Source organism: Achromobacter sp., assembly GCF_050285565.1.
Taxonomy (GTDB): Bacteria; Pseudomonadota; Gammaproteobacteria; order Burkholderiales; family Burkholderiaceae_B; genus Achromobacter.
The window spans coordinates 90,823-112,927 of record NZ_JBLZXG010000008.1 but is presented as its reverse complement, the minus strand read 5'-3'; the positions used below and the strand labels follow the sequence as shown (position 1 = coordinate 112,927).

Here is a 22,105-nt window from a genome sequence, read left to right as displayed (position 1 = left end):
CGCGCTGAGCAGCAATCTCCTGGGCGCGCCTTGCTAGGCGCGCCCAGTGCATTTAGTAACAATGTTTTGAGAACCCGATCCTATCTTCTTCTTGTAGCTGTCGTACTCGATCACTAGAATTAGTGTCCAACGAGGGGTGCTACACTACATATTGTGGTCGCCTAACCGCTGATCTCGTCGGCCACGCCATGCGGATTCGTCCGTCCAAGCGTTGCGACCCCCCTCAATAAGATCCAATTTCGTACCTGACATGACATCGTCATGTCGCTATCTACGCGCTTTTCGCACAGGAGCTTCCATGCAGACTACGATCGCCTCTGTGACCCGGCCCTCGGCCGTGCCGCCCTCTCAAACCGATTCCCCGGCCGACGCCAACGGCGGGCAATGGGCCAGCTACAACATCATCCGCCGCAATGGCTCGGTGGTCGGATTCGAACCCGGCAAGATCGCCATCGCCATGACCAAGGCCTTCCTGGCCGTCAATGGCGGCCAGGGCGCGGCCTCGGCGCGTGTGCGCGAGCTGGTTGAACAACTGACCACCCAGGCCGTCAACGCGCTGGTGCGCAACCGCCCCGGCGGCGGCACCTTCCATATCGAAGACGTGCAGGATCAGGTCGAACTGGCCCTGATGCGCTCGGGCCAGCACGACGTCGCCCGCGCCTATGTGCTCTATCGCGAAAAGCGCGCCCAGGAACGCGCCGCTGCCGCGGCCGCCGAAGGCCAGCACAAGAGCGATGCCGCCCCGCAGGAACACGTGCTGCATGTCAGCGACGCGGGTGTCCGTCGTCCGCTGGACATCGCCGAACTGCGCGCCACCATCGTCGCCGCCGGTGAAGGCCTGGCCGAGTTCATCGACACCGAGACCATCCTGAAGGAAACCGTCAAGAACCTGTACGACGGCATTCCGGTCGACGAAGTCTACAAGTCCGCCATCCTGTCGGCGCGCGCGCTGGTCGAGAAAGACCCGGCCTACAGCCAGGTCACCGCCCGCCTGCTGCTGCACACGATCCGCAAGGAAGTCCTGGGCGAGGAAGTCTCGCAGGACGGCATGGGCGCCCGCTACGCCGAATACTTCCCCACCTTCATCGCCCGCGGCATCGAAGGCGGCCTGCTGTCGCCCGACCTGGCCGGCTATGACCTGACCAAGCTGGGCCGCGCCCTGAACGCCAAGCGCGACCTGCAATTCGGCTACCTCGGCCTGCAGACCCTGTACGACCGCTACTTCCTGCACATCCGCGGCACCCGCATCGAACTGCCGCAGGTCTTCTTCATGCGCGTGGCCATGGGCCTGGCGCTGCGCGAAACCGACCGCGAAGCCCGCGCCATCGAGTTCTACGAGATCCTGTCCTCGTTCGACTTCATGAGCTCGACCCCGACGCTGTTCAACTCCGGCACCCTGCACTCGCAGCTGTCGTCGTGCTACCTGACCACCGTCTCGGACGACCTGGAAGGCATCTACGACGCCATCAAGGAAAACGCGCTGCTGGCCAAGTACGCCGGCGGCCTGGGCAACGACTGGACCCCGGTGCGCGCGCTGCGCAGCCACATCAAGGGCACCAACGGCGAAAGCCAGGGCGTGGTGCCGTTCCTGAAGGTCGTCAACGACACCGCCGTGGCGGTGAACCAGGGCGGCAAGCGCAAGGGCGCGGTCTGCACCTACCTGGAAACGTGGCACCTGGACATCGAGGAATTCCTCGAACTGCGCAAGAACACCGGCGACGAGCGCCGCCGCACCCACGACATGAACACGGCGAACTGGATTCCCGACCTGTTCATGAAGCGCGTCATGGAAGGCGGCGAATGGACGCTGTTCTCGCCGTCCGACTGCCCCGACCTGCACGACAAGTACGGCAAGGCTTTCGAAGAAGCCTACGTCGGCTATGAAGCGCGCGTGGCCAGCGGCGAGCTGAAGCTGTTCAAGAAGATGCCGGCGCTGACCCTGTGGCGCAAGATGCTGTCGATGCTGTTCGAAACCGGCCACCCGTGGATCACCTTCAAGGATCCGTGCAACATCCGTTCGCCGCAACAGCACGTCGGCGTGGTGCACAGCTCGAACCTGTGCACCGAGATCACGCTGAACACCAACGAATCGGAAATCGCGGTTTGCAACCTGGGTTCGGTGAACTTGGTCGCGCACATGAAGCCGGCCGCCGGCGGCGGTTTCGAACTCGACCACGACAAGATCAAGCGCACGGTCAGCATCGCCATGCGCATGCTCGACAACGTCATCGACATCAACTATTACGCCGTCGACAAGGCCCGCAACTCCAACGCGCGCCATCGTCCGGTGGGCATGGGCATCATGGGTTTCCAGGACTGCCTGCAGATGATGCGCGTGCCGTACGCGTCGCAAGCCGCCGTCGAATTCGCCGATCGCTCGATGGAAGCGGTGTGCTATCACGCCTACTGGGCCTCGAGCCTGCTGGCCGAAGAACGCGGCCGCTATCAATCGTACGAAGGCTCGCTGTGGTCGCGTGGCATCCTGCCGCAAGACACGTTGAAGATGCTGCGCGATGAACGCGGTGGTCATGTCGAGGTCGATGAATCGAGCACGCTCGATTGGGATGCGTTGCGCGCGCGCATCAAACAACATGGCATGCGTAACTCCAATTGCATCGCAATCGCCCCAACCGCGACTATTTCCAATATCATTGGTGTATCTGCGTGCATCGAACCCACTTTCCAGAACTTGTACGTCAAATCGAATCTCTCCGGCGAGTTCACGGTCGTTAACGATTACCTCGTGCGTGACCTGAAGAAACTCGGTCTCTGGGACGAAGTCATGGTCGCCGACCTCAAGTACTTCGACGGCAGCCTGTCCCGCATCGATCGCGTACCTTCCGAACTCCGCGAACTCTACGCCACGGCGTTCGAAGTCGAACCGAGCTGGCTGGTGGAATGCGCGTCGCGTCGCCAGAAGTGGATCGATCAAGCCCAGTCGCTGAACATCTACATGGCCGGCGCCTCCGGCAAGAAGCTGGACGACACCTACAAGCTGGCCTGGAAGCGTGGCCTGAAAACGACCTATTACCTGCGTACCCTTGGCGCCACCAGCGCCGAGAAGTCGACGGGCCGCGGCGGCGAACTGAACGCCGTCAGCGCCGGTGGCCAGTCCACCGCCGCGCCCGTGTCCGCTGCACCTGTTTTGCCGGAACCCGAAGTTCTCGGGGCGGTTTGCACCATGCGGCCGGGCGACCCCGGCTTCGAAGAGTGCGAAGCCTGCCAATAACCGCCTCCGGAGAATGAATCATGATTAATTGGGAAGACGACACCCTCGCCACGCAACCTGCACAAGCCCCCGCGCCCGCGGCGGGCGGCCAGGCTGCGCCCGAAGTCCGGGCGGCGACCGGTGTGTTCGGCGACACCGCCATGCCGACCCCGGCCGCGCCGCAACACGCGGCCGGCCTGGCGGCCAGCGGCAACGCCACCTCGCAACGCGTGAAGGTTGCCGACAAGCGCATCATCAACGGCCAGACCGACGTCAACCAGCTGGTGCCGTTCAAGTACAAGTGGGCATGGGAGAAATACCTGGCCACGTGCGCGAACCACTGGATGCCGCAAGAAATCAACATGTCGCGCGACATCGCCCTCTGGAAGAACCCGAACGGGCTCACCGAGGACGAGCGCCGCATCGTCAAGCGCAACCTGGGTTTCTTCGTCACGGCCGACTCGCTGGCCGCGAACAACATCGTGCTGGGCACCTACCGCCACATCACGGCGCCCGAATGCCGCCAGTTCCTGCTGCGCCAGGCGTTCGAAGAAGCCATCCACACGCACGCCTATCAATACATCGTCGAAAGCCTGGACCTGGACGAAGCGGAGATCTTCAACGCTTACAACGAAGTGCCGTCCATCCGCGCCAAGGACGAGTTCCTGATCCCGTTCATCGACGCGATCGCGGATCCCAACTTCAAGACGGGCACGTCCGAAGCCGACCAGACGCTGCTGAAGTCGCTGATCGTCTTCGCTTGCCTGATGGAAGGCCTGTTCTTCTACGTTGGCTTCACGCAGATCCTGGCGCTGGGTCGCCAGAACAAGATGACCGGCGCGGCCGAGCAGTACATGTACATCCTGCGCGATGAATCCATGCACTGCAATTTCGGCATCGACCTGATCAACACCGTCAAACTGGAAAATCCGCATCTGTGGACGCCGGAATTCCGCGAAGAAATCCGGGAACTCTTCCGCAAAGCGGTCGAACTCGAATACGCTTACGCCGAAGACACGATGCCGCGCGGTGTGTTGGGCTTGAACGCTCCCATGTTCAAATCCTACCTGCGCTTCATCGCCAACCGTCGTTGCCAGCAAATCGGTATCGAACCGCTGTACCCGCAGGAAGAGAATCCCTTCCCGTGGATGGCGGAAATGATCGATCTTAAGAAGGAACGCAACTTTTTTGAAACTCGCGTGATCGAATACCAAACCGGTGGCACGCTGAGCTGGGAGTAACGTAGTTCGCCTTCGGGCCCGGCGCGGGCACGCTCTGCCAAAGAGCGTCGCGTTCGCGCCAGGCTCGAAGACGATCTCCCAGGTCAGGGTGTTTTCGAACACGTAGAACAAGCGGTAGGCGGTCTGTGATCAGACTGCCCACCGGCGCCATTTGAAATGGCTCGCGCCAAAGGAGCGGGGGCCATATCAAATGGCTGTGCCGAATTCATTAGCGCAAACCGTAGTAGCTGTTGCTCGCACAGAACAGCGGCATGCGCCGATGAATAGCCCGGGCACGGTCCGCCGATTGGCGGGTCGGGGCACGGGTTTAAGTTCTGGGACCCCTGAACCTAAGGAGCATGACCATGGCAACAGCCAAGAAAGCCGTAAAGAAAGCGGTGAAGAAGCCCGCCGCCAAGAAGGCAGTAGCGAAGAAGGCCGCCCCGGCCAAGAAAGCTGCCGTCAAGAAGGTAGCCGTCAAGAAGGTCGCCGCCAAGAAGCCGGCGGTGAAGAAGGTTGCCGCCAAGAAGCCGGCCGCCAAGAAGGTCGCCAAGAAAGCGGTAGCCAAGAAGGCCGTCGCCAAGAAAGTCGCGGCCAAGAAGCCGGTAGCCAAGAAGGCAGCGGCCAAGAAGGTCGTCGCCAAGAAAGCGGTTGCCAAGAAAGCCGTCGCCAAAAAGGCCGTCGCCAAGAAAGCGGTAGCCAAGAAGGTCGTCGCCAAGAAGGCGGTTGCCAAGAAGGCCGTCGCCAAGAAGGCGGTTGCCAAGAAGGCCCCCGCCAAGAAAGCGGTTGCCAAGAAAGTCGTAGCCAAGAAGGCGCCGGCCGCCAAGAAGCCCGCTGCCAAGCCGGCTGCCAAGCCCGCCGCTGCCAAGAAGCCCGCTGCGAAGAAAGCCGCTCCGAAGAAGCCCGCCACGCCGCCGTCCACGGCTGCCGCCCCGGGCGCGAAGACCGCGCTGAACCCCGCCGCGTCGTGGCCGTTCCCGACGGGTGGCCGTCCGTAATCGGACCGGTCACAAAGGTAGCAGTACCTCAGACCGCCTGGCCCTGGCCAGGCGGTTTTTATTTCGCCGTCCACGGCGCCAACGACTCGCCGCACCGGCCATCCGGACAGCACCGTTGCGGCATTGGCGTGAGACAATAAATGCTGTCTTTATTAGGTAGATCGCGTCCATGCTCGGTGAAATCCTCCGCTTCCTGCTCGAAATCGCGTTCACGCTGTTCGGCGCCGCCCTGATCGCCCGCGCCTGGATGCACGCCATACGGCTGCATCCGTTCAATCCGCTGGCCCGGGTCATTTACCAGGCCACCAATTGGCTGGTGCTGCCGCTGCGCAAGATCATTCCAGCGGGTAACAAGATCGACTGGACCAGCCTGGTGGCCACCTGGCTGGCCGCGCTGGTCTACCTGGTGCTGATCTGGCTGGTCGCCATCGGCGCGCTGATCCCCGCCGTGCTGCTGCCGTCGGCCATGCTGTCCGCGCTGCTGATGGCGCTCAAGTGGGCGCTGAACCTGGTGGTGTGGCTGACGCTGATCCAGGCGGTGCTGTCGTGGGTCAACCCGATGGCGCCGATGATGCCGCTGCTGCAGGCGCTGACGGCGCCCATGCTGGATCCCATCCGCCGCCTGCTGCCGCGTACCTCGATCGACTTCTCGCCGCTGGTGCTGCTGATCGTGGCCCAGGTGCTGCTGATGGTGCTGGCCCGTCTGAGCTACGGCTTGATGGGCGTCTGAAAACGACGACGGCCCGGCAGCATCGCCGGGCCGCTTCCCTGGCGCGCCGGCGCCGGCGCGCACCACCCGTTACGCCGGGATCGCGGCGTAGATATCGAGCAGTTTCTTGCGGTCGATCTTGTGGTTGTTCGACATCGGCAGCGCCGCGCACGCCACCAGCTCGGACGGCACCATGTAGGGCGGCAGGCGCTGGCCCAGCCGATCCTTCCATCCCGACAGCGCATCCTGCGCGAGCAGGCTGGCATCCGCTTGCGCCACCCCGGCGACGAAGCCGATCAGGCGCACTGCCGTGCCATCGGGCCGGCGCAGCACCGCGCAGGCGCCGCCCTCCACGCCCGGCAACCCATGCAATGCCTCGTCGATCTCGGCCAGTTCGATGCGATAGCCGTTCAGCTTGATCTGGTCGTCCATGCGGCCGCGGCAGAACAGCAGCCCATCCGCGCCCAGTTCACCCAGATCGCCAGTGCGGAAACCGCGACGGCCATCCTCGGCCACGAACAGCTTGGCCTCGTTCAGGTCTTGGCGATTCAAATAACCGCGCATGACGTGGTCGCCAATGATGCAGATCTCGCCGTCCTGGATGCGCAGCTCGCAATCGGGTTTGGCGTAGCCGACCGGCAGCGGATCGTGAGCGGCCAGCACCGCGTCGGTGATGGCGATCCAGGTGGTGGCGACGGTGGCCTCGGTCGGGCCGTAGGTATTCAGGATCACCGCGTCCGGGAAACGCTGCCGCAGCTTCTTCGCCAGCGCCGCCGGGAGGGGCTCGCCGCAGAACAGGAACGTGCGCAGCGTCGGCAGCGTGGCCGGCGAGAAGTCGCGGTTGGCCAGTTGCTGGTGCGCGAACGACGGCGTCGACACCCAGACGGTTACAGCGCTTTGCGCCAGCCGGCCCATCCAGGTGGCGGCCGCGCCGATCTGTTCGCGTGAATTGAGCACGCAGGTGCCGCCGGCGGCGAGCGTGGCGAACACCTCGTACATCGACAGATCGAAGCTGAACGGCGCCTGGTTCATGAACACCGGCGCCTCGCCCAGGCCGAAGCTGCCCAGCATCCAGTCACCCAGCAGGCCCACGCTTTCGCGGCCGATCTGCACCCCCTTGGGGTCGCCGGTGCTGCCGGAGGTGAACATCACGTAGGCCAGGCCGCGCTCGGCCAGCGCGGCGCCCTCGCCCGGCTCGAAAGCCTGGGCCGCCGTGTCGTAGACGGCGGCGGCGCGCACGATCTCGACGATGCGGCGCAGGCGCTCCGGCGGATAGATGGTGTCGACCGGCACGAATGGCGCGCCGATCAGCAGCGCGCCGACCATGGCGACGAAGAACGACGCCTCTTTGTGGCCATAAATGGCCACCGGCACGTCCGGCGCGGCGCCATGCTCGCGCGCCTGCGCGGCCCACGCCTGGGCTTCTTCGCGCAACTGCGCCCAGGTCAGGCTACGGTCGGCGCCAACCACCGCGAGCGCCTCGGGCGCGCGCGCGGAGTCAACGAACTGGAAAGTCTTCAGGTCGAAACGCATGCCGAAACTCCCGGCGTCAGATGGGGCTGCGGCCGCTGAACACGTAGAGCGCCAGGGCAGCCAGAATCAGGGTGAGGACGCGCCCGAGGAATCGCATGACGGGCCGCGCCAGCGTGGCCTGCAACGCCGGCCGGGTGCGGGCGGCATTGATCAGCAGGTTGTGGCCGACCGAATAAGCGCCGAACATCAGCCCGCTGACGATGTAGTGCAGCGACAGCCCGTTCCACACGCCCATCGCCAGCAGCGTGGCGAAGATGCCGATGTTCTGCGCGGCCAGGCGGTGGCGCGAGAAGAACGCGGTCTTGCTCAGGGCCTTGTAGATCGGCATGAACACCACGTCGCGCAGCCATTCGGACAGGCTGATGTGCCAACGGCGCCAGAAATCCTGCGGGTTCAGCGTTGCCAGCGGGTTGCGGAAGTTGATCGGCAACGTGAACCCGAACAGCATGCCGATACCGATGGCCATGGTGGAATAGCCGGCGAAATCGAAGAACAGGTAGCCGCTGTAGAGCGAGGCGTTGAGCGCCACGCCGGTAAACGAGTAATCGTGCGCATCCAGGGTCGACAGGCCGTAGCGCCAGATCAGCTCGGCCAGGCCGAACTTCTGGATCACGCCCAGCATGATCAGTTCCAGGCCGGTCAGCCAGGTATTCAGGTTGACGCCTTCGTAGCCGCGCTTGAGGTCGGCCTGGAAATTGCGCCAGCGGTACATCGGGCCGGCCAGCAGCGTCAGCGGGAAGAACAGATAGATGAAGTAGTCCAGCGGCGACACGCGCTCGTTGCGCGGCGCGAACAGCAGCACGTCGATGGCACGAAAGGTGGCGAACGACAGACCCAGCATCGCGCCCAGATGCGATACACCGGTCTTGACCAGCAGCAGCGGCGTCATGGTGATGACCACGGCCAGCCAGGTCGGGATGTAGTTGCGGCGCATGGCCCACAGCGCGCTGCCCGAAATGGCCAGCAGCGCGATCGGCTGGTAGGGCCGCGCCCAGAACACCGCCATCCACACCCCCAGGCAGATCACGCCGATGATGTGGCGATAACCGATGCGCAGCGGCATGCCGAACGAACGGTACGCCAACAACCCCAGCCCGCCGAACAGGGCGCCGCCAAAAAAGCTCAAGCTTGCGAACAATTCCATGCTGCGGTCAGAACTGTTGATATTGGAATTCGACCTTGATAGGCCCGCCGCTACCCGTGGTGGGCTGCGCCTGCAGCACGAACACCAGGATCACCCCGATATAAAGGCACAGATGCCAGAAAAAACGGCGCCCCCAGGCCTTGGCCGCCTTGCGGGCATCGTGATCCTGGCCGGCGCCGTCCTGCGTCGCTTCGGCTTTCTGAGAGAGATTCATCGGGAAAAGTACTCCGCAATGCCTTGGTCCGCCATCGCCCAACCGAGCTCGGCCAGATGCATGTCGTCACGCACCATGCCCGGCTCGAAGGGAATGCTGTACATGTCGAGGCAACCCATCTGGTAGCGCTGGCACATGCCGGTGATGGCGGCCACCACCGGGTCGAACCGCTCGACGTCCAGGATGAGCTTGGGATTGAACGGCTGGATCACGAAGTAGGCCTTGACCTTGCGCCGTTGCAGCAAGGCCATGACACGCGACAGGTCGCCCAGCTCGGTGCGGGTGAGCGGGTCGACGTCGGCGAACTCGTTGCGCGCCGGCGAATACAGAGGCGCCAGGTACTGCTTGTAGTAGTCGTCGCGCACGTCGTAGGGATTGTTGCCGCCCAGGCGGTGCTCGACTTCGCGCGCTTCGTGCGTCAGGCGCGACCACTGGCCCGCGTTCAAGCGCGCCGACGACGGCCACGTCACGAAACGGTGCGCGGGCACCGACAACTTGCTGCGCGGACGATCGGGCGCGGGCTCTTTGCGCGCGTTCCACCACAGCGAGAGCTTGTCCTTGAGCTCGGCGACCTGGCCATTGGCGATCAACCACAACAGGCCCCAGTTGGCGTTGTCGCTGATCCAGTTCTGCATCTGTTCGCGCGTGCTGGGCTTGTCCCAGAGACGATCCCAGACCGGGCCGGTCACGTGTTCGGCGAACGCGCTGCGCGGCAGTTGGCCGCCCGAAGCGAACCAGGCCGGCGACACCATGATCACCAGGCGTGTATTGGGCGTCAGCGAATCCGCCACCGATTCCAGCACGCTGACGATGCCGTAGGACTGGAACATCGCGTGCCCGTAGGCCAGCGTCGGCACCTTCAGCTCTTCAGGGAAGAACCGGTAGGGCACGAAGCGCAGGTCGTGGCTGGACAACTCGGAAGACCCCAGCACCACCAACGTGCCGTCGCTGAGCGCATTGCCCAGCCGGCTCAGGTTGACGTGCTGGGTGCCCCAGTCGGGGCCCAGGTTCGGCAGATAGTTGCTGCTGGACGCCGCCACGGTCGAAACCGGACTGACGATGCGGGACAGCAGATCGTCCGCGCCGCAGTACGCCCCATACGCCAGCGCCACCGCCGTGGTGGCGGCGGCAACGTGGGACAGCAGGCGGGAATTACGAAAGATTGGCAGCGACATAGCCGGCGAGCGTGCGTACCGACTGCAGATGCTCGGCGATCTCGGGAGCCGGGATGCTGCAGCCGTACTCAGCCTCGACCGCCAGCGTGATATCCACGGCGGCGAGCGAATCGACCAGGCCGGTGGCGATCAGTTGGGTATCGGGAGTGACTTTCTTCATGACGATCGACTCGACGATCGCGCCGATCTTGGTGTGGAGTTCTTGCTCGGTATGCATGGCTGGTACGGCGTTACATTGCCTCGTCGGCAAAATCTTCCCCGCCCCGGGTTTCTGGACGGCGAGTATATAGAAAACAGCTGAAAGTCGACTGACAAGTTTCAGCCTTCCGGCACGATGTCACGACGCACTTGGTTACATCATAAATACGAGGCGACTTCGTTCACGGGTGCAATCATGGCATTTCGAACGTCGAATCGCCATGAAACTTACAGACCAAATCGCTATAAATAGCTGGCAAACGTAACACTTACGGGTAAATACCGGGTGCCGCGTTGCGGCGGAGCGACAGATTTTCGGGCGGCGCCGCCTCCTCCGCCCTGCCCCGCCCGGGATACCGGCGCGCCCGGACAAGAAAAAGCCCGCTTGCGCGGGCTTTTTCTGGCAGGCGCCAGGCGCATCACATGGGGGTGACGCGGGTCGGGCCGGCGCCGCTGATGACCTGCACCCGCTGGCCGACGCTGATCGGCACATCGGCTTCCTGGGCCACCACGCGGGTTTCGCCGTTATCCAGACGCACCGTGATTTCGTAGCCGGAATTCTTGCCAACCTGGTTTTCCACCGCGTTGCCCGCCAGGGCGCCGAGGATGGCGCCCCCCACCGTGGCAATGGTGCGGCCCGTGCCGCCGCCGACCGCGTTGCCAGCCACGCCGCCCAGCGCGCCACCGGCCAGCATGCCAACACCGCTGGAACGATCGTTCTGGATGACGATGGGCCGCACGCCCGTCACGGTGCCCGTGCGGACAATCTGTTCGCGCTGGGCTTGATCATAGCTATACACACCGCTGGACGCGCTGCGATTGGCACAACCGCCCAGGACTGCCATCGAGGTCACGACGGCAGCCACGGCCAGCCACCGGCCAGTACGCGGCGTCAACAAGGAAAACGTTTTGCTTTGGTTCATTTGGACTCCTCGATCGGGCACTGCCGACGATCTGATAATACTCCGCCCCAGGAGGGCGGCAGCCTAAGGTGCAACATACTGAAACGCACCGCCACGGGCGGAAAAACCGGATTGCGAACCGGCCGGGCGGGAAAATCACCGCGACCGATTTTTTACCGGCTATTCGACCATGGCGGCGCCCCCGGGTTCCCGGCGCATCCCTCGGCCGCTGCGGCGCGATCAGGCCGGCAGGTGGATGCCATAGGTGGCATGCAGCACGGCGTCGATCTCGGCGCGCGACGGGGCGTGATTCTGCGGACCGCGCGAGGCGATCTTGATGGCGCCCATGACGTTGCCCAGGCGGCAGCTGTCTTCCCAGTTCCAGCCGCTGGTCAGGCCATAGAGCAGCCCGCCGCGCTGGGCATCGCCGCAACCGGTGGGATCGACCACCTGCGTGGCCCGCACCGGCTCGATCTGGAGGGTTTTGCCTTCGGTGAGCAGCGTGGCGCCTTCGGCGCCGCGCGTGACCACCACCGCCTGCAACTTGCGGGCGATGTCCGCCATGCTGCGGCCCGTGCGCTGCTCGACCACACCGGCTTCGTAGTCGTTGACGGTCAGGGCCTGCGCCAGGCCGAGCATGCGTTCCAGGTCGGCGGCGTCGAACAGCGGCATGGCCTGGCCCAGGTCGAAGATGAAGGGAATGCCGCGCCGATGCAGGCGTTCGGCATGGGCGAACATGCCTTCCTTGGCATCCGGGGCGACGATGCCCCAGCTGGCCTTGGCGTCGCTCAGGTCGTTGCTGGCCGAGAACGCCATGGCGCCCGGATGGAACGCGGTGATCTGGTTGTCGTCCAGGTCGGTGGTGATGAAGCATTGCGCGGTGAACGTGCCGGGCACCACCTTGACGCGGCTGACGTCGATGCCCAGGCCGGTCAGGCGCTCCAGGTATTCACCGGCGTCCTCGCCCACGGTGGCCACCGGCACCGGCTTGCCGCCCAGCAGATTCATGTTGTAGGCGATGTTGCCCGAGCAGCCGCCATATTCCTTGCGCATGCTGGGCACCAGGAACGACACGCTCAGGGATTGGATGCGGTCGGCCAGGATGTGCTCTTTGAAGCGGCCTTCGAACACCGCGATGGTGTCGAACGCCATCGAACCGCAGACCAGGACAGGGGTCGCCATGAATATCATCCTTCAGGGAAAGAATTTGTCGAGTTGGTAGCCGTTGACTTGAACACCCGTCACTTCAATCGGCACGGAGATCTTCAATTCGCCCGCCGGCCCGAAGGGGCCGCGCAACTGCTCGGGCGTCAGGTAATTCTCGGGCATCAGCACGCGCCGCACCACCACCGTGTCCGACAAATCAGTCAGGTCCAGCACCAGCGCCGGCCAATGCTGCGGCTTGTCGTAGCGGTTGCGCAGCACCAGGTTCAGCACCAGCCGGGTGCGGCCGTCGTCGATGGCGGCCGCGCCCGTGGGCGGCTGCAGCGAGGACGAGGAAATGGCGATGCGTTCGAGCCGGCGCGCGTAACCGACCGTGCAGCCCAACGGCTTGCAGGCGGCTTCGAGCGCCGGCCGCAGCGCCGGCACGGAATTGGCGATGTCGATACGGTAGACGTAGAGCAATTGCAGGCCCAGCGCGAGCAGGCCGAGCAGGCAGGCGTAGCCCCACGCCTTGCGCAGCAGGCCGCGGCGCTCCTGGCGGTCCTGGTCGAGGAATTCTGGCGGCGCGCGGCCGACATCGGTGGCGCTGGAGTAGCGCGTGCGGGCGTCGCCCAGGATCGGTTCGGCGGCGGCAGCGAGGCCGTGGGCGTCGTCGGCGTCCTCGTCGTCGTGCTGGCGGGAGGCGATCTCATCATCGCCGCCGGGCGGCTCATGACGCGCGCCGTCGCGCACCACGAATACCGGTTCGGGGGGCCGGCCGGTGCGCGGCGTCTGCCAGCGCGCGCCGTCGCGCCGGGCCACGATGGGTTCGTCACGCGGGGCCGGTTCCTGCCAGCGCGGCGGCTCATGCCCCAGGCGCGGCTCGTCCTCGCGGCGGTCCAGGTCTTCGTTTTCGTCCTCTTGATCGCCCTCTTCCGCCAGCGCGGCGTCGGGTTCGATGCGGCGGCGGATGTCATCGCGGCCCCGCAGCACGGCGGGCGGCATGGCGGGCGCGAGAGGCCGGGACGGCTCGCCGGCCGGGCTGGCGTACGGGCTGCCGGGGCTGCCGGGGCTGCCGGGGCTGCCGGGGCTGCCGGGGCTGCCGGGGCTGCCGGGGCTGCCGGGGCTGCCGGGGCTGGCATACGGGCCGGCGGCCGGGCGGGTTTCCGACGCGGCCGGCGCCTCGGGCAGGTCATCCCAGGGCGCGACCTCGCGCGGTTGGGCCGACGGACGGCGCACCAGCGGCGGCCTATCGTCGACAGGGGGGGCCGGCGGCGTCACCAGAAGCGGGGCGGCGATGGACCGCGGCGCGACGGATGCGGGCGGCGCCGCGGGGACGGCGGGAGCCGGTATGCGCGATACCGGTATGCCCGATGCCGGGACGCCCGATGCCGGGACGCCAGCTTCAGGCAGCAGGCACGCGCGGCCGTCGAACACGGTGGCGCAGGCGCCGCAGCGCACCAGGCCATCGCGAACCCGGAGCTGGTCGGGCACTACCTTGAACGACGTACCGCACTGCGGGCAACGGGTGGTCAGGGCCATGGCGCGGAATCCTGCGGAACCGGACTCAGGCCTTCTGGCCGTGCAGGCAGACCCAGCCGTCGCGGGCGCGCCAGACCGACATGGCGATCCAGGGCGCGTAGGCGGCGGCCACTTCCTCGGCCTGCCGTTCCAGCACCCCGGACAGCACCAAGTGACCGCCGGCGGCGACGCGGCCGGCCAGCATGGGCGCCAGCACCTTGAGCGGATTGGACAGGATGTTGGCCACCACCACGTCGAAGGTGCCGTCGGCCAGGCCGTCAGGCAGCATGGCCTGCAACTCGACGTGGTTGACCTCGGCATTGAAGACCGTGCTCTGCACCGCCTGGGCGTCGATGTCGACCGCCTGGGTCGGGCCGGCGCCCAGCTTGCGGGCGGCAATGGCCAGGATGCCCGAGCCGCAGCCGTAGTCCAGCAGGGTCGCGCCCTTGGGCAGCTCGGCCTCCAGCCAGGCCAGGCACAGGTGCGTGGTCGGATGGCTGCCGGTGCCGAAGGCCAGGCCGGGGTCGAGTTCGATATGGATGGCGCCGCCCTCGGCCGCGGCCGCTTCCAGCCCCAGCACGTCCGGGCTGTCGCGGTGCCAACTGGGCACGATCCAGAGGCGCTCGGCGATGTGGATGGGGCCGAACTGCGACTGCGTCAGGCGCACCCAGTCGGCATCCGGTACGTCGCGCAGGCTCCAGCCGGCGAACAACGCCGGGTCCAGTTCGCCCGCGGCGGCGGCTTCTTCCATGATCTGCGCGGGGTCCGCGCCGTCCGGCAGCAGGGCCACGACGCGGTTGCGCTCCCAGGCCTGCACGTCGGGCTCGGTACCCGGCTCGCCGAACAGCGGACGCTCGTCGTCGGTGCCCAGGTCGGCATCCTCGACGGACACCGACAGCACGCCCGCTTCCAGCAGCGCGTCGGACAACGCTTCGGCCTGGGCCTCCTGGCAGTGAAGCACGAGTTCACGCATGATGATTCTTCCATCTGGCCAACGGGCCGCGGCATGCGCCGCGGCCCGGTTGGCCGGTTAAGGCAGTAAAAAGGGGGCCGAGGCCCCCTGCTAACGGCTGGTCAGGGACGCTGGGCCAGCTTGTTTTCCAGATAGTGGATGCTGGTGCCGCCTTCGACGAAGCGGGCATCCTGCAGCAGTTCACGATGCAACGGGATGTTGGTGGAAATGCCTTCCACCACCATTTCCGACAGCGCGGTGCGCATGCGCGCCAGGGCCTGATCGCGCGTGTCGCCGTAGGTGATGACCTTGGCGATCATCGAATCATAGTTCGGCGGCACGAAATAGCCGTTGAACGCGTGCGAATCGATGCGCACGCCCGGCCCCCCCGGCGTGTGCCAGTTGGTGATGCGGCCGGGGCTGGGCACGAAGCGGAACGGATCCTCGGCGTTGATGCGGCACTCGATCGCGTGGCCCTTGAAGGTGATGTCGCGCTGGCGCAGCGTGAACTTCTCGCCGGCGGCGATCAGGATCTGCTGCTGCACCAGGTCGACGCCGGTGATCAGCTCGGTGACCGGGTGCTCGACCTGGATGCGGGTGTTCATTTCGATGAAATAGAACTCGCCGTTTTCATACAGGAACTCGAACGTGCCGGCGCCGCGATAGCCCATCTTGCGGCAGGCGTCGGCGCAGCGGTCGCCGATGCGCTCGATCAGGCGGCGCGCGATGCCGGGGGCCGGCGCTTCCTCGATGACCTTCTGGTGGCGGCGCTGCATGGAGCAGTCGCGCTCGCCCAGCCACACGGCGTTGCGACCGCCGTCGGCCAGCACCTGGATTTCCACATGGCGCGGATTCTCCAGGAACTTCTCCATATAGACTTCCGGGTTGTTGAACGCGGCGCCCGCTTCCGAACGCGTCATGGTGACGGCGTTCAACAGCGCGGCCTCGGTGTACACCACGCGCATGCCGCGGCCACCGCCGCCGCCGGCGGCCTTGATGATGACCGGATAGCCGACTTCGCGCGCAACGCGGATGATTTCCTGCGGATCGTCGGGCAACGCGCCTTCGGAGCCCGGCACCACCGGCACGCCGGCTTCGATCATGGCGCGCTTGGCGCTGACCTTGTCGCCCATCAGGCGGATCGTGTCCGGACGCGGGCCGATGAACACGAAACCGCTCTTCTCGACGCGATCGGCGAAGTCGGCATTTTCGGACAAGAACCCGTAACCCGGGTGGATTGCCTCGGAATCCGTGACTTCGGCGGCCGAGATGATGGCCGGCATGTTCAGGTAGCTTTCACGCGACGGCGCGGGCCCGATGCACACGGATTCATCGGCCAGGCGCACGTACTTGGCTTCGCGGTCGGCCTCGGAGTGCACGACCACGGTCTTGATGCCCAGCTCGCGGCAGGCGCGCTGAATGCGCAGGGCGATTTCGCCCCGATTGGCGATCAGGATTTTTTCGAACATTTTCAGCTATCAGCCAATGACGAACAGGGGTTGACCGTACTCGACGGGCTCACCGTTTTCGACCAGGATTTCTTTGATGACGCCGGACTTGTCGGCTTCGATTTCATTGAGCAGCTTCATGGCTTCAATGATGCACAGCGGGTCGCCTTCCTTGACGGTGGCGCCGACGTCGACGAACGGGGCGGCGCCCGGGTTCGGCGAGCGGTAGAACGTGCCGACCATCGGGGCCTTCACGACATGGCCTTGAATGACCGGGGCGGCGGGCGCGGCCGGTGCGGCGGCGGGCGCGGCGGCAGCCACGGGCGCGGCGGGCACGCCGGCTTCGGGCTGGTGGTAGGCCACCGGCTGCAGGGTCTGCGAGAACTTGACGATTCTGACCTTGCCTTCGCCTTCGGTGATTTCCAGCTCGGCGATGCCCGATTCAGCCACCAGGTCGATCAGGGTTTTGAGTTTTCGGAGGTCCATAGAAGCTGCTTCCCGAGATAGTGTCGGCAACGTCCCGGTCGTCGGGTCCGCGCCATATAAGATGTAAAAGCTGAGAGTTGGTGCGAGATCAATGCCGCACTGCGTAACGCAGAGCCGCCTCGTAACCGTCCGCGCCCAGGCCGCTGATAAGGCCCACCGCCAAGTCGGACAGGTATGAGTGATGCCTGAAGGGCTCTCGCTTATACAGGTTGGACAAATGTACTTCAATAAATGGGATCGCGACCCCGGCCAGCGCATCGCGAATCGCGACGCTGGTGTGCGTATATGCCGCCGCGTTGATGATGATGAAATCGGTGCCGTCTTGCCGGGCCGCCTGAATGCGGTCAACCAGCGCGCCCTCATGATTGCCTTGCCACGCACTCAGCGTGACGCCCAATTCGCCAGCCAGCCGCTCCAGCCCCTCGTTGATCTGTGACAGCGTGAGGCTGCCGTAGATGTGAGGTTCCCGGGTGCCGAGCAGGTTCAGATTCGGGCCATGCAATACCAGTATGTTTTGCGCCATGCGCTTGCCAAAGAGTGGATTGCCAATTGTTGGCAAAACAGCCGATAAACCAGCTTTTTACGCCAATTCCTACTATTTGTCCAACAGACTTACGCCTTCAAACCAGAGAGCGTTTGACTCAGGTCGTCGGGTTGGATTTCACCCAATATCTTCCGGTTAATGCTGCCATCTGCATTGAAAACAATGGTAAATGGCAGGCCGCCGCTTGGATTTCCGAGCTTGCGCAGCGTATCGATCGCCCCGGTGCCGATCACCCAAAGAGGGTAGGAAACCTGTACTTTCTCGACAAATTTTTGCATGTTGGCCGCAGAATCGACTCCGATGCCGACAAAGCGAACCTGGGGGTGTTTTTTCTGCAAAGCGTCGAGTTCGGGCATTTCCTTGACGCAGGGCGCGCACCAGGTGGCCCAGAAATTGACCACGATGGGCTGGCCTTTCCAGCCGGCCAGCGACTGCGTCGCGCCGTTCAGGTCGGGCAATTGCAACTGCATCAGGGCGGCGACGGGATCCTCGGCGGCAGGCGCCGCCGGCTGCGGCTTGTTGCGGCCCAGCAAGGTGTAGCCACCCGCGACCGTGGCGGCCACGGCCACGGCGGCGGAAAGGAGTAGACGTCGATTCATGGCGCGATCATAACCGCTGCGGCCAGTTTGCGCCGAACCGCCAGCGCGCCGGCATGACGGCCGCCTATATATACAATGCAGGACAGGAGAGTTCTCAATGCATCTGCATATTCTTGGCATCTGCGGTACGTTCATGGGCGGCCTGGCGCTGATCGCGCGCGCCGCCGGCCACAAGGTCACGGGTTGCGACGCGGGGGTGTACCCGCCCATGAGCACCCAGTTGGCCGAACAGGGGATCGCGCTGATCGAAGGCTTCGGCCCCGAACAGATGGCGCTCAAACCGGATCTGTACGTAATCGGCAACGTGGTCAGCCGTGGCAATCCGCTGATGGAGGCCATTCTGGAATCCGGCGCCCGCTACGTGTCGGGCCCACAATGGCTGGGCGACAACGTCCTGCCCGGCGCCCACGTGCTGGCCGTGGCCGGCACCCACGGCAAGACCACCACCAGCTCGATGCTGGCCTGGATCCTGGAGGCGGCGGGGCTGGCGCCCAATTTCCTGATCGGCGGCGTGGCCACCGATCTGCATGTGTCGGCGCGCTACGACCCGGCGCGGCACCCGTTCGTGATCGAGGCTGACGAATACGACACGGCGTTCTTCGACAAGCGCTCGAAGTTCGTCCACTACCGTCCGCGCACCGCCATCCTGAACAACCTGGAATACGATCATGCCGACATCTTCCCCGATCTGGCGGCCATCGAAACCCAATTTCATCACCTGGTGCGCACCATTCCCGGGTCGGGCCGCATCATCCGCCCGGCCCACTCCGATGCGCTCGATCGCGTGATTGCGCGCGGATGCTGGTCTGAAACAGTCACGTTCGGCGTCGATGGCACCTGGCAGGCCAGCGCGCCCGACGCCGACGGGGCCTTCGAAGTGCGGCGCGACGGCGTCGACGTCGGCACGGTGCGCTGGACCCTGGGCGGTGAGCACAACCGCATGAACGCCCTGGCCGCGCTGGCCGCCGCCGACCACGCCGGCGTGCCGGCCGCCGAGGGCGTCGACGCCCTGAGCCGCTTTGGCGGTGTCAAGCGCCGCATGGAGCTGCGCGGCACGGTCAATGGGGTCAAGGTCTACGACGATTTCGCGCACCACCCCACGGCCATCGCCACCACCCTGGCAGGCCTGCGCCGCCAGGTCGGACCGGCGCGCATCCTGGCGGTGCTCGAACCCCGTTCCAACACCATGAAGCTGGGCGCCATGGCGGCGCGCCTGCCGGACGCCCTGCGTGACGCCGACCTGGTGTTCTGCTTCGGCGCCCGCTCGGGCAAGCATGCCCTGGGCTGGAATCCGACCGACGTGCTGGCGCCCCTGGGCGAACGCGCTTCCAGCTACGATGATATCGACGCCCTGGTGGCCGCCGTCACCCAGGCCGCCCGAGCGGGCGACCAGGTGCTGGTGATGAGCAACGGCGGCTTCGGCGGCATCCACGGCAAGCTGCTGACCGCCCTGGAGGCGCGCGGCTGAGGCCGGACACCCGCCCCCCCCACCCCAGGCTGACCGACCGGAAAGGCACGAAATGATTCTTTACCTGCACGGCTTTCGTTCCTCGCCGACCTCGTTCAAGGCCCGCATGATGGCCGACGCAATGGCCGCCCGCGGCCTGGAACGCGCTTGGGCCTGCCCGCAACTGCCGGCCAGCCCGCGCCAGGCGATCGACCTGGCGCTGGGCATCGCTCGCGGGCAGCTGGCTGGCGCCACCGACCCGCGCGCGCTGACCGTGATCGGCTCGTCGCTGGGCGGTTTCTACGCCACCTGGCTGGCCGAACATCTCGGTTGCAAGGCGGTGCTGCTGAACCCCGCGGTCGAGGCCGCGCGCGACCTGGCGACCCAGGTGGGCGAGCACCGCATGTATCATTCCGACGCGCCGTTCCAGTTCCTGCCGGAATATGTGGCGGAACTGGCGGCCCTGCATGTCAGCCGCATCACATGCCCGGAGCGGTATTTCCTGGTGGCGGCAACGGGCGACGAGGTGCTGGACTGGCGCGAAATGCGCGATCGCTTTGCGGATTGCCGCCAGCGTATCGTGCAGGGCAGCGACCACGGCCTGTCCGATTTCGCCGACTGGATGCCCGAGGTGCTGGAATTCGCGCTTGGCGGCGCGCCGACCGGGCCCAACCAACACTGACATCAACACTTTATATTGCTGCGCAAGGCGGCGCGTGCGCGCCGCCCAGGATGACCCTCACCATGTATGTGTTTTACGAAGACGACGGCAGCTTCAAGGCCGGCCATATCCTGTCCGAAACCGACGCCAGCCTGCAAGTGGAGTCGGAATCGGGCAAGCGCAGCAAGATCAAGCGCGCCAACACGCTGTTCAATTTCGCCGCGCCCGAACCGGCCGCGCTGATGGCCCAGGCGGCCGCCCTGGCCGAAACCCTGGACCTGCAATTCCTGTGGGAATGCGCGCCCCAGGAGGAATTCGATTCGCCCGCGCTGGCGGCCGACTACTTCGGCCACGCGCCCACGCCGGTGGAACAGGCCGCGCTGCTGATGCGCCTGCACGGCGCGCCGGCCTACTTCCACCGCCGTGGCAAGGGCCGCTACCGCCCGGCCCCGCCCGACATCCTGGCCGCCGCGCTGGCCGCGCTGGAGAAAAAGCAGCGCCAGGCCGAGCAGCAGCAGGAATGGGTCGATGAGATGGCCGCCGGCCGCCTGCCCGAACCCATCGCCCAGGCCGCCGAATCCCTGCTGATCCGGCCCGACAAGAATTCGCAGCAATGGAAGGCGCTGGACGCCGCTTGCGCCAAGCTGGGCAAAAGCCCCGACCGCCTGCTGCTGGAACTGGGCGCCTGGCCGCACGCGCTGGCGCTGCACAAGCGCCGCTTCCTGGCCGTGAACTTCCCGCGCGGCCTGGCTTTTCCCGAGCTGGAACTGCCGCCGATCGACCGCGACTTGGCGCTGTCCGACGCCGAGATCTATTCGGTCGACGACGTCACCACCACCGAAATCGACGATGCCCTGTCGGTCTCGACCCTGCCCGACGGCAACCTGCGGGTCGGCATCCACGTCGCCGCGCCCGGCGTGAGCGTGACGCGCGACAGTGAATTCGACAAGCTGGCGCGCGCGCGCCTGTCGACCGTCTACATGCCGGGCGACAAGATCCCGATGCAGCCCGACAACGTGATCAAGGCGTTCTCGCTGGATGCCGGCCGCGAGGTGCCGGTGTTGTCGCTGTACGTGGTGGCCAACCCGGAAACCGGCGAAATCGTCGAATCCGACACCCGCCTGGAGCGCGTGGTGGTGCGCGAGAACCTGCGCCACAACATGCTCGACGCCCAGGTCACCGAGGAAAGCCTGAACGACACCGCCACCGACCTGCCCTACGGCCACTGGCTGCGCCCGCTGTGGAAGCTGGCGCAGGCGCTGTCGGCGCAACGCGAGAACGTGCGCGGCAAGCCCGAGAACAATTCACGCGTGGAGTACAGCTTCTACCTGGACGGCGACCCGGACGATCCCGACACCCCGGTGCGGCTGGTGCCGCGCCAGCGCAACGCGCCGCTGGACCGGATGGTGGCCGAGTACATGATCCTGGCCAACAACCTGTGGGGCGGCCTGCTGAACCAGCACGGCGTGCCCGGCATCTACCGCTCGCAACAGGCCGGCCGCGTGCGCATGAGCACGCAGGCCCTGCCCCACGAGGCCATCGGCGTGCCGCAATACGCCTGGTGCACGTCGCCGCTGCGCCGCTACGTCGACCTGGTGAACCAGTGGCAGTTGATCGCCGCGGTCGAGCATGGCGTCTCGGCGCGCCTGGTGGCCCCCTTCAAGCCGCGCGACGCGGACCTATTCGCGATCATCGGCGCCTTCGACGCGCAATACGCGGCCTGGGCCGAGTTCCAGAGCGCGATGGAGCGCTACTGGTGCCTGCGCTGGCTGAAGCAGCACAACATCACCCGCACCGTGGCCCACGTGCTGCGCGAAGACCTGGTGCGCTTGGCCAACTGCCCGCTGGTCACCCGGATCGGGGGGATGCCCGAGCTGGAGCGGGGCACGGCGGTGGAGGTGGAGATTCTGGGGATGGATGAGTTGTCGCTGGAGTTGGACTGCCGGTATGTGGGGCAGGTGGGGCCGGCGGCTGAAGAGGCTGCTGCCTAGGGCGGCGGTTGC

Annotated in this window: 20 protein-coding genes; 7 read left to right on the top strand and 13 right to left on the bottom strand. The window is 65.7% G+C overall.

The window, feature by feature from the left end:
• Positions 1–298 precede the first annotated feature (298 nt).
• The 4 genes from ACN6O8_RS18065 (at position 299) to ACN6O8_RS18050 (ending at position 6,156) form a co-directional block, all read left to right on the top strand.
• The gene (locus ACN6O8_RS18065; RefSeq protein WP_427992378.1) at positions 299–3,229 is read left to right on the top strand and encodes a ribonucleoside-diphosphate reductase subunit alpha; all 2,931 of its coding nucleotides are present in this window, start codon (positions 299–301) and stop codon (positions 3,227–3,229) included.
• 20 nt (positions 3,230–3,249) lie between these two features.
• A complete protein-coding gene (locus ACN6O8_RS18060) occupies positions 3,250–4,449 on the top strand; it encodes a ribonucleotide-diphosphate reductase subunit beta (protein WP_427992377.1) in 1,200 nt (399 codons plus the stop codon).
• A 344-nt stretch (positions 4,450–4,793) separates the two neighbouring features.
• Positions 4,794–5,426, top strand: coding sequence for a histone H1-like DNA-binding protein (locus tag ACN6O8_RS18055; protein ID WP_081330447.1), 633 nt, complete (start codon positions 4,794–4,796; stop codon positions 5,424–5,426).
• Between the two features lie 169 nt (positions 5,427–5,595).
• Entirely contained in the window at positions 5,596–6,156 is a 561-nt protein-coding gene (locus ACN6O8_RS18050) for a YggT family protein (protein WP_049071142.1), read from the top strand.
• A gap of 69 nt (positions 6,157–6,225) precedes the next feature.
• Here ACN6O8_RS18050 and ACN6O8_RS18045 read toward each other — a convergent pair whose 3' ends face one another.
• The 13 genes from ACN6O8_RS18045 to ACN6O8_RS17985 form a co-directional block, all read right to left on the bottom strand.
• The gene (locus ACN6O8_RS18045; RefSeq protein WP_427992376.1) at positions 6,226–7,668 is read right to left on the bottom strand and encodes a D-alanine--poly(phosphoribitol) ligase; all 1,443 of its coding nucleotides are present in this window, start codon (positions 7,666–7,668) and stop codon (positions 6,226–6,228) included.
• A gap of 16 nt (positions 7,669–7,684) precedes the next feature.
• Positions 7,685–8,812, bottom strand: a complete 1,128-nt coding sequence (locus ACN6O8_RS18040; protein ID WP_427992375.1) for an MBOAT family O-acyltransferase — start codon at positions 8,810–8,812, stop codon at positions 7,685–7,687.
• A gap of 7 nt (positions 8,813–8,819) precedes the next feature.
• Positions 8,820–9,026 (bottom strand): hypothetical protein, encoded by a 207-nt coding sequence (locus ACN6O8_RS18035; RefSeq protein ID WP_427992568.1) that lies wholly within the window; start codon positions 9,024–9,026, stop codon positions 8,820–8,822.
• Positions 9,023–10,201, bottom strand: a complete 1,179-nt coding sequence (locus ACN6O8_RS18030) for a D-alanyl-lipoteichoic acid biosynthesis protein DltD (protein ID WP_427992374.1) — start codon at positions 10,199–10,201, stop codon at positions 9,023–9,025. The genes ACN6O8_RS18035 and ACN6O8_RS18030 overlap by 4 nt, the downstream gene beginning before the upstream one ends.
• Positions 10,179–10,418, bottom strand: a complete 240-nt coding sequence (locus tag ACN6O8_RS18025; protein WP_006388609.1) for an acyl carrier protein — start codon at positions 10,416–10,418, stop codon at positions 10,179–10,181. The genes ACN6O8_RS18030 and ACN6O8_RS18025 overlap by 23 nt, the downstream gene beginning before the upstream one ends.
• Before the next feature lie 400 nt (positions 10,419–10,818).
• Complete coding sequence (locus ACN6O8_RS18020) at positions 10,819–11,322, bottom strand: glycine zipper 2TM domain-containing protein (protein ID WP_427992373.1); 504 nt, start codon at positions 11,320–11,322, stop codon at positions 10,819–10,821.
• Positions 11,323–11,541: 219 nt separating this feature from the next.
• Complete coding sequence (locus tag ACN6O8_RS18015) at positions 11,542–12,483, bottom strand: carbohydrate kinase family protein (protein ID WP_427992372.1); 942 nt, start codon at positions 12,481–12,483, stop codon at positions 11,542–11,544.
• Positions 12,484–12,495: 12 nt separating this feature from the next.
• Positions 12,496–13,986 (bottom strand): DUF3426 domain-containing protein, encoded by a 1,491-nt coding sequence (locus ACN6O8_RS18010; protein WP_427992371.1) that lies wholly within the window; start codon positions 13,984–13,986, stop codon positions 12,496–12,498.
• A gap of 25 nt (positions 13,987–14,011) precedes the next feature.
• Positions 14,012–14,938 carry a 50S ribosomal protein L11 methyltransferase gene (gene prmA / locus ACN6O8_RS18005; protein WP_427992370.1) on the bottom strand — a complete coding sequence of 309 codons (927 nt, stop codon included), beginning with the start codon at positions 14,936–14,938 and terminating at the stop codon, positions 14,012–14,014.
• Between the two features lie 101 nt (positions 14,939–15,039).
• Positions 15,040–16,386 carry an acetyl-CoA carboxylase biotin carboxylase subunit gene (accC, locus tag ACN6O8_RS18000; protein ID WP_006388604.1) on the bottom strand — a complete coding sequence of 449 codons (1,347 nt, stop codon included), beginning with the start codon at positions 16,384–16,386 and terminating at the stop codon, positions 15,040–15,042.
• Between the two features lie 9 nt (positions 16,387–16,395).
• Complete coding sequence (accB, locus tag ACN6O8_RS17995; RefSeq protein WP_056327806.1) at positions 16,396–16,851, bottom strand: acetyl-CoA carboxylase biotin carboxyl carrier protein; 456 nt, start codon at positions 16,849–16,851, stop codon at positions 16,396–16,398.
• 88 nt (positions 16,852–16,939) lie between these two features.
• Positions 16,940–17,374 carry a type II 3-dehydroquinate dehydratase gene (gene aroQ / locus ACN6O8_RS17990; RefSeq protein ID WP_427992369.1) on the bottom strand — a complete coding sequence of 145 codons (435 nt, stop codon included), beginning with the start codon at positions 17,372–17,374 and terminating at the stop codon, positions 16,940–16,942.
• Between the two features lie 89 nt (positions 17,375–17,463).
• A complete protein-coding gene (locus ACN6O8_RS17985) occupies positions 17,464–17,994 on the bottom strand; it encodes a TlpA family protein disulfide reductase (protein WP_427992368.1) in 531 nt (176 codons plus the stop codon).
• Positions 17,995–18,091: 97 nt separating this feature from the next.
• On the opposite strand from ACN6O8_RS17985, the gene mpl reads away from it, so the two are divergent.
• The 3 genes from mpl to ACN6O8_RS17970 all read left to right on the top strand — a co-directional run bounded on the left by mpl (position 18,092) and on the right by ACN6O8_RS17970 (position 22,093).
• The gene (gene mpl, locus ACN6O8_RS17980) at positions 18,092–19,462 is read left to right on the top strand and encodes a UDP-N-acetylmuramate:L-alanyl-gamma-D-glutamyl-meso-diaminopimelate ligase (protein WP_427992367.1); all 1,371 of its coding nucleotides are present in this window, start codon (positions 18,092–18,094) and stop codon (positions 19,460–19,462) included.
• Between the two features lie 52 nt (positions 19,463–19,514).
• Entirely contained in the window at positions 19,515–20,123 is a 609-nt protein-coding gene (locus ACN6O8_RS17975; protein ID WP_427992366.1) for a YqiA/YcfP family alpha/beta fold hydrolase, read from the top strand.
• A 62-nt stretch (positions 20,124–20,185) separates the two neighbouring features.
• The gene (locus tag ACN6O8_RS17970) at positions 20,186–22,093 is read left to right on the top strand and encodes a ribonuclease catalytic domain-containing protein (protein WP_427992365.1); all 1,908 of its coding nucleotides are present in this window, start codon (positions 20,186–20,188) and stop codon (positions 22,091–22,093) included.
• Positions 22,094–22,105 lie beyond the last annotated feature (12 nt).

Coding starts and splice junctions, on each gene's coding strand:
- ACN6O8_RS17985 (WP_427992368.1), bottom strand. CDS start 17,994: ATGAATCGACGTCTACTCCTTTCCGCCGCCGTGGCCGTGGCCGCCACG.
- ACN6O8_RS18065 (WP_427992378.1), top strand. CDS start 299: ATGCAGACTACGATCGCCTCTGTGACCCGGCCCTCGGCCGTGCCGCCC.
- ACN6O8_RS18035 (WP_427992568.1), bottom strand. CDS start 9,026: ATGAATCTCTCTCAGAAAGCCGAAGCGACGCAGGACGGCGCCGGCCAG.
- ACN6O8_RS18030 (WP_427992374.1), bottom strand. CDS start 10,201: ATGTCGCTGCCAATCTTTCGTAATTCCCGCCTGCTGTCCCACGTTGCC.
- mpl (WP_427992367.1), top strand. CDS start 18,092: ATGCATCTGCATATTCTTGGCATCTGCGGTACGTTCATGGGCGGCCTG.
- ACN6O8_RS17970 (WP_427992365.1), top strand. CDS start 20,186: ATGTATGTGTTTTACGAAGACGACGGCAGCTTCAAGGCCGGCCATATC.
- prmA (WP_427992370.1), bottom strand. CDS start 14,938: ATGCGTGAACTCGTGCTTCACTGCCAGGAGGCCCAGGCCGAAGCGTTG.
- ACN6O8_RS18060 (WP_427992377.1), top strand. CDS start 3,250: ATGATTAATTGGGAAGACGACACCCTCGCCACGCAACCTGCACAAGCC.
- ACN6O8_RS18025 (WP_006388609.1), bottom strand. CDS start 10,418: ATGCATACCGAGCAAGAACTCCACACCAAGATCGGCGCGATCGTCGAG.
- ACN6O8_RS18015 (WP_427992372.1), bottom strand. CDS start 12,483: ATGGCGACCCCTGTCCTGGTCTGCGGTTCGATGGCGTTCGACACCATC.
- ACN6O8_RS18040 (WP_427992375.1), bottom strand. CDS start 8,812: ATGGAATTGTTCGCAAGCTTGAGCTTTTTTGGCGGCGCCCTGTTCGGC.
- ACN6O8_RS17975 (WP_427992366.1), top strand. CDS start 19,515: ATGATTCTTTACCTGCACGGCTTTCGTTCCTCGCCGACCTCGTTCAAG.
- accB (WP_056327806.1), bottom strand. CDS start 16,851: ATGGACCTCCGAAAACTCAAAACCCTGATCGACCTGGTGGCTGAATCG.
- accC (WP_006388604.1), bottom strand. CDS start 16,386: ATGTTCGAAAAAATCCTGATCGCCAATCGGGGCGAAATCGCCCTGCGC.
- ACN6O8_RS18050 (WP_049071142.1), top strand. CDS start 5,596: ATGCTCGGTGAAATCCTCCGCTTCCTGCTCGAAATCGCGTTCACGCTG.
- ACN6O8_RS18055 (WP_081330447.1), top strand. CDS start 4,794: ATGGCAACAGCCAAGAAAGCCGTAAAGAAAGCGGTGAAGAAGCCCGCC.
- ACN6O8_RS18010 (WP_427992371.1), bottom strand. CDS start 13,986: ATGGCCCTGACCACCCGTTGCCCGCAGTGCGGTACGTCGTTCAAGGTA.
- ACN6O8_RS18045 (WP_427992376.1), bottom strand. CDS start 7,668: ATGCGTTTCGACCTGAAGACTTTCCAGTTCGTTGACTCCGCGCGCGCG.
- ACN6O8_RS18020 (WP_427992373.1), bottom strand. CDS start 11,322: ATGAACCAAAGCAAAACGTTTTCCTTGTTGACGCCGCGTACTGGCCGG.
- aroQ (WP_427992369.1), bottom strand. CDS start 17,374: ATGGCGCAAAACATACTGGTATTGCATGGCCCGAATCTGAACCTGCTC.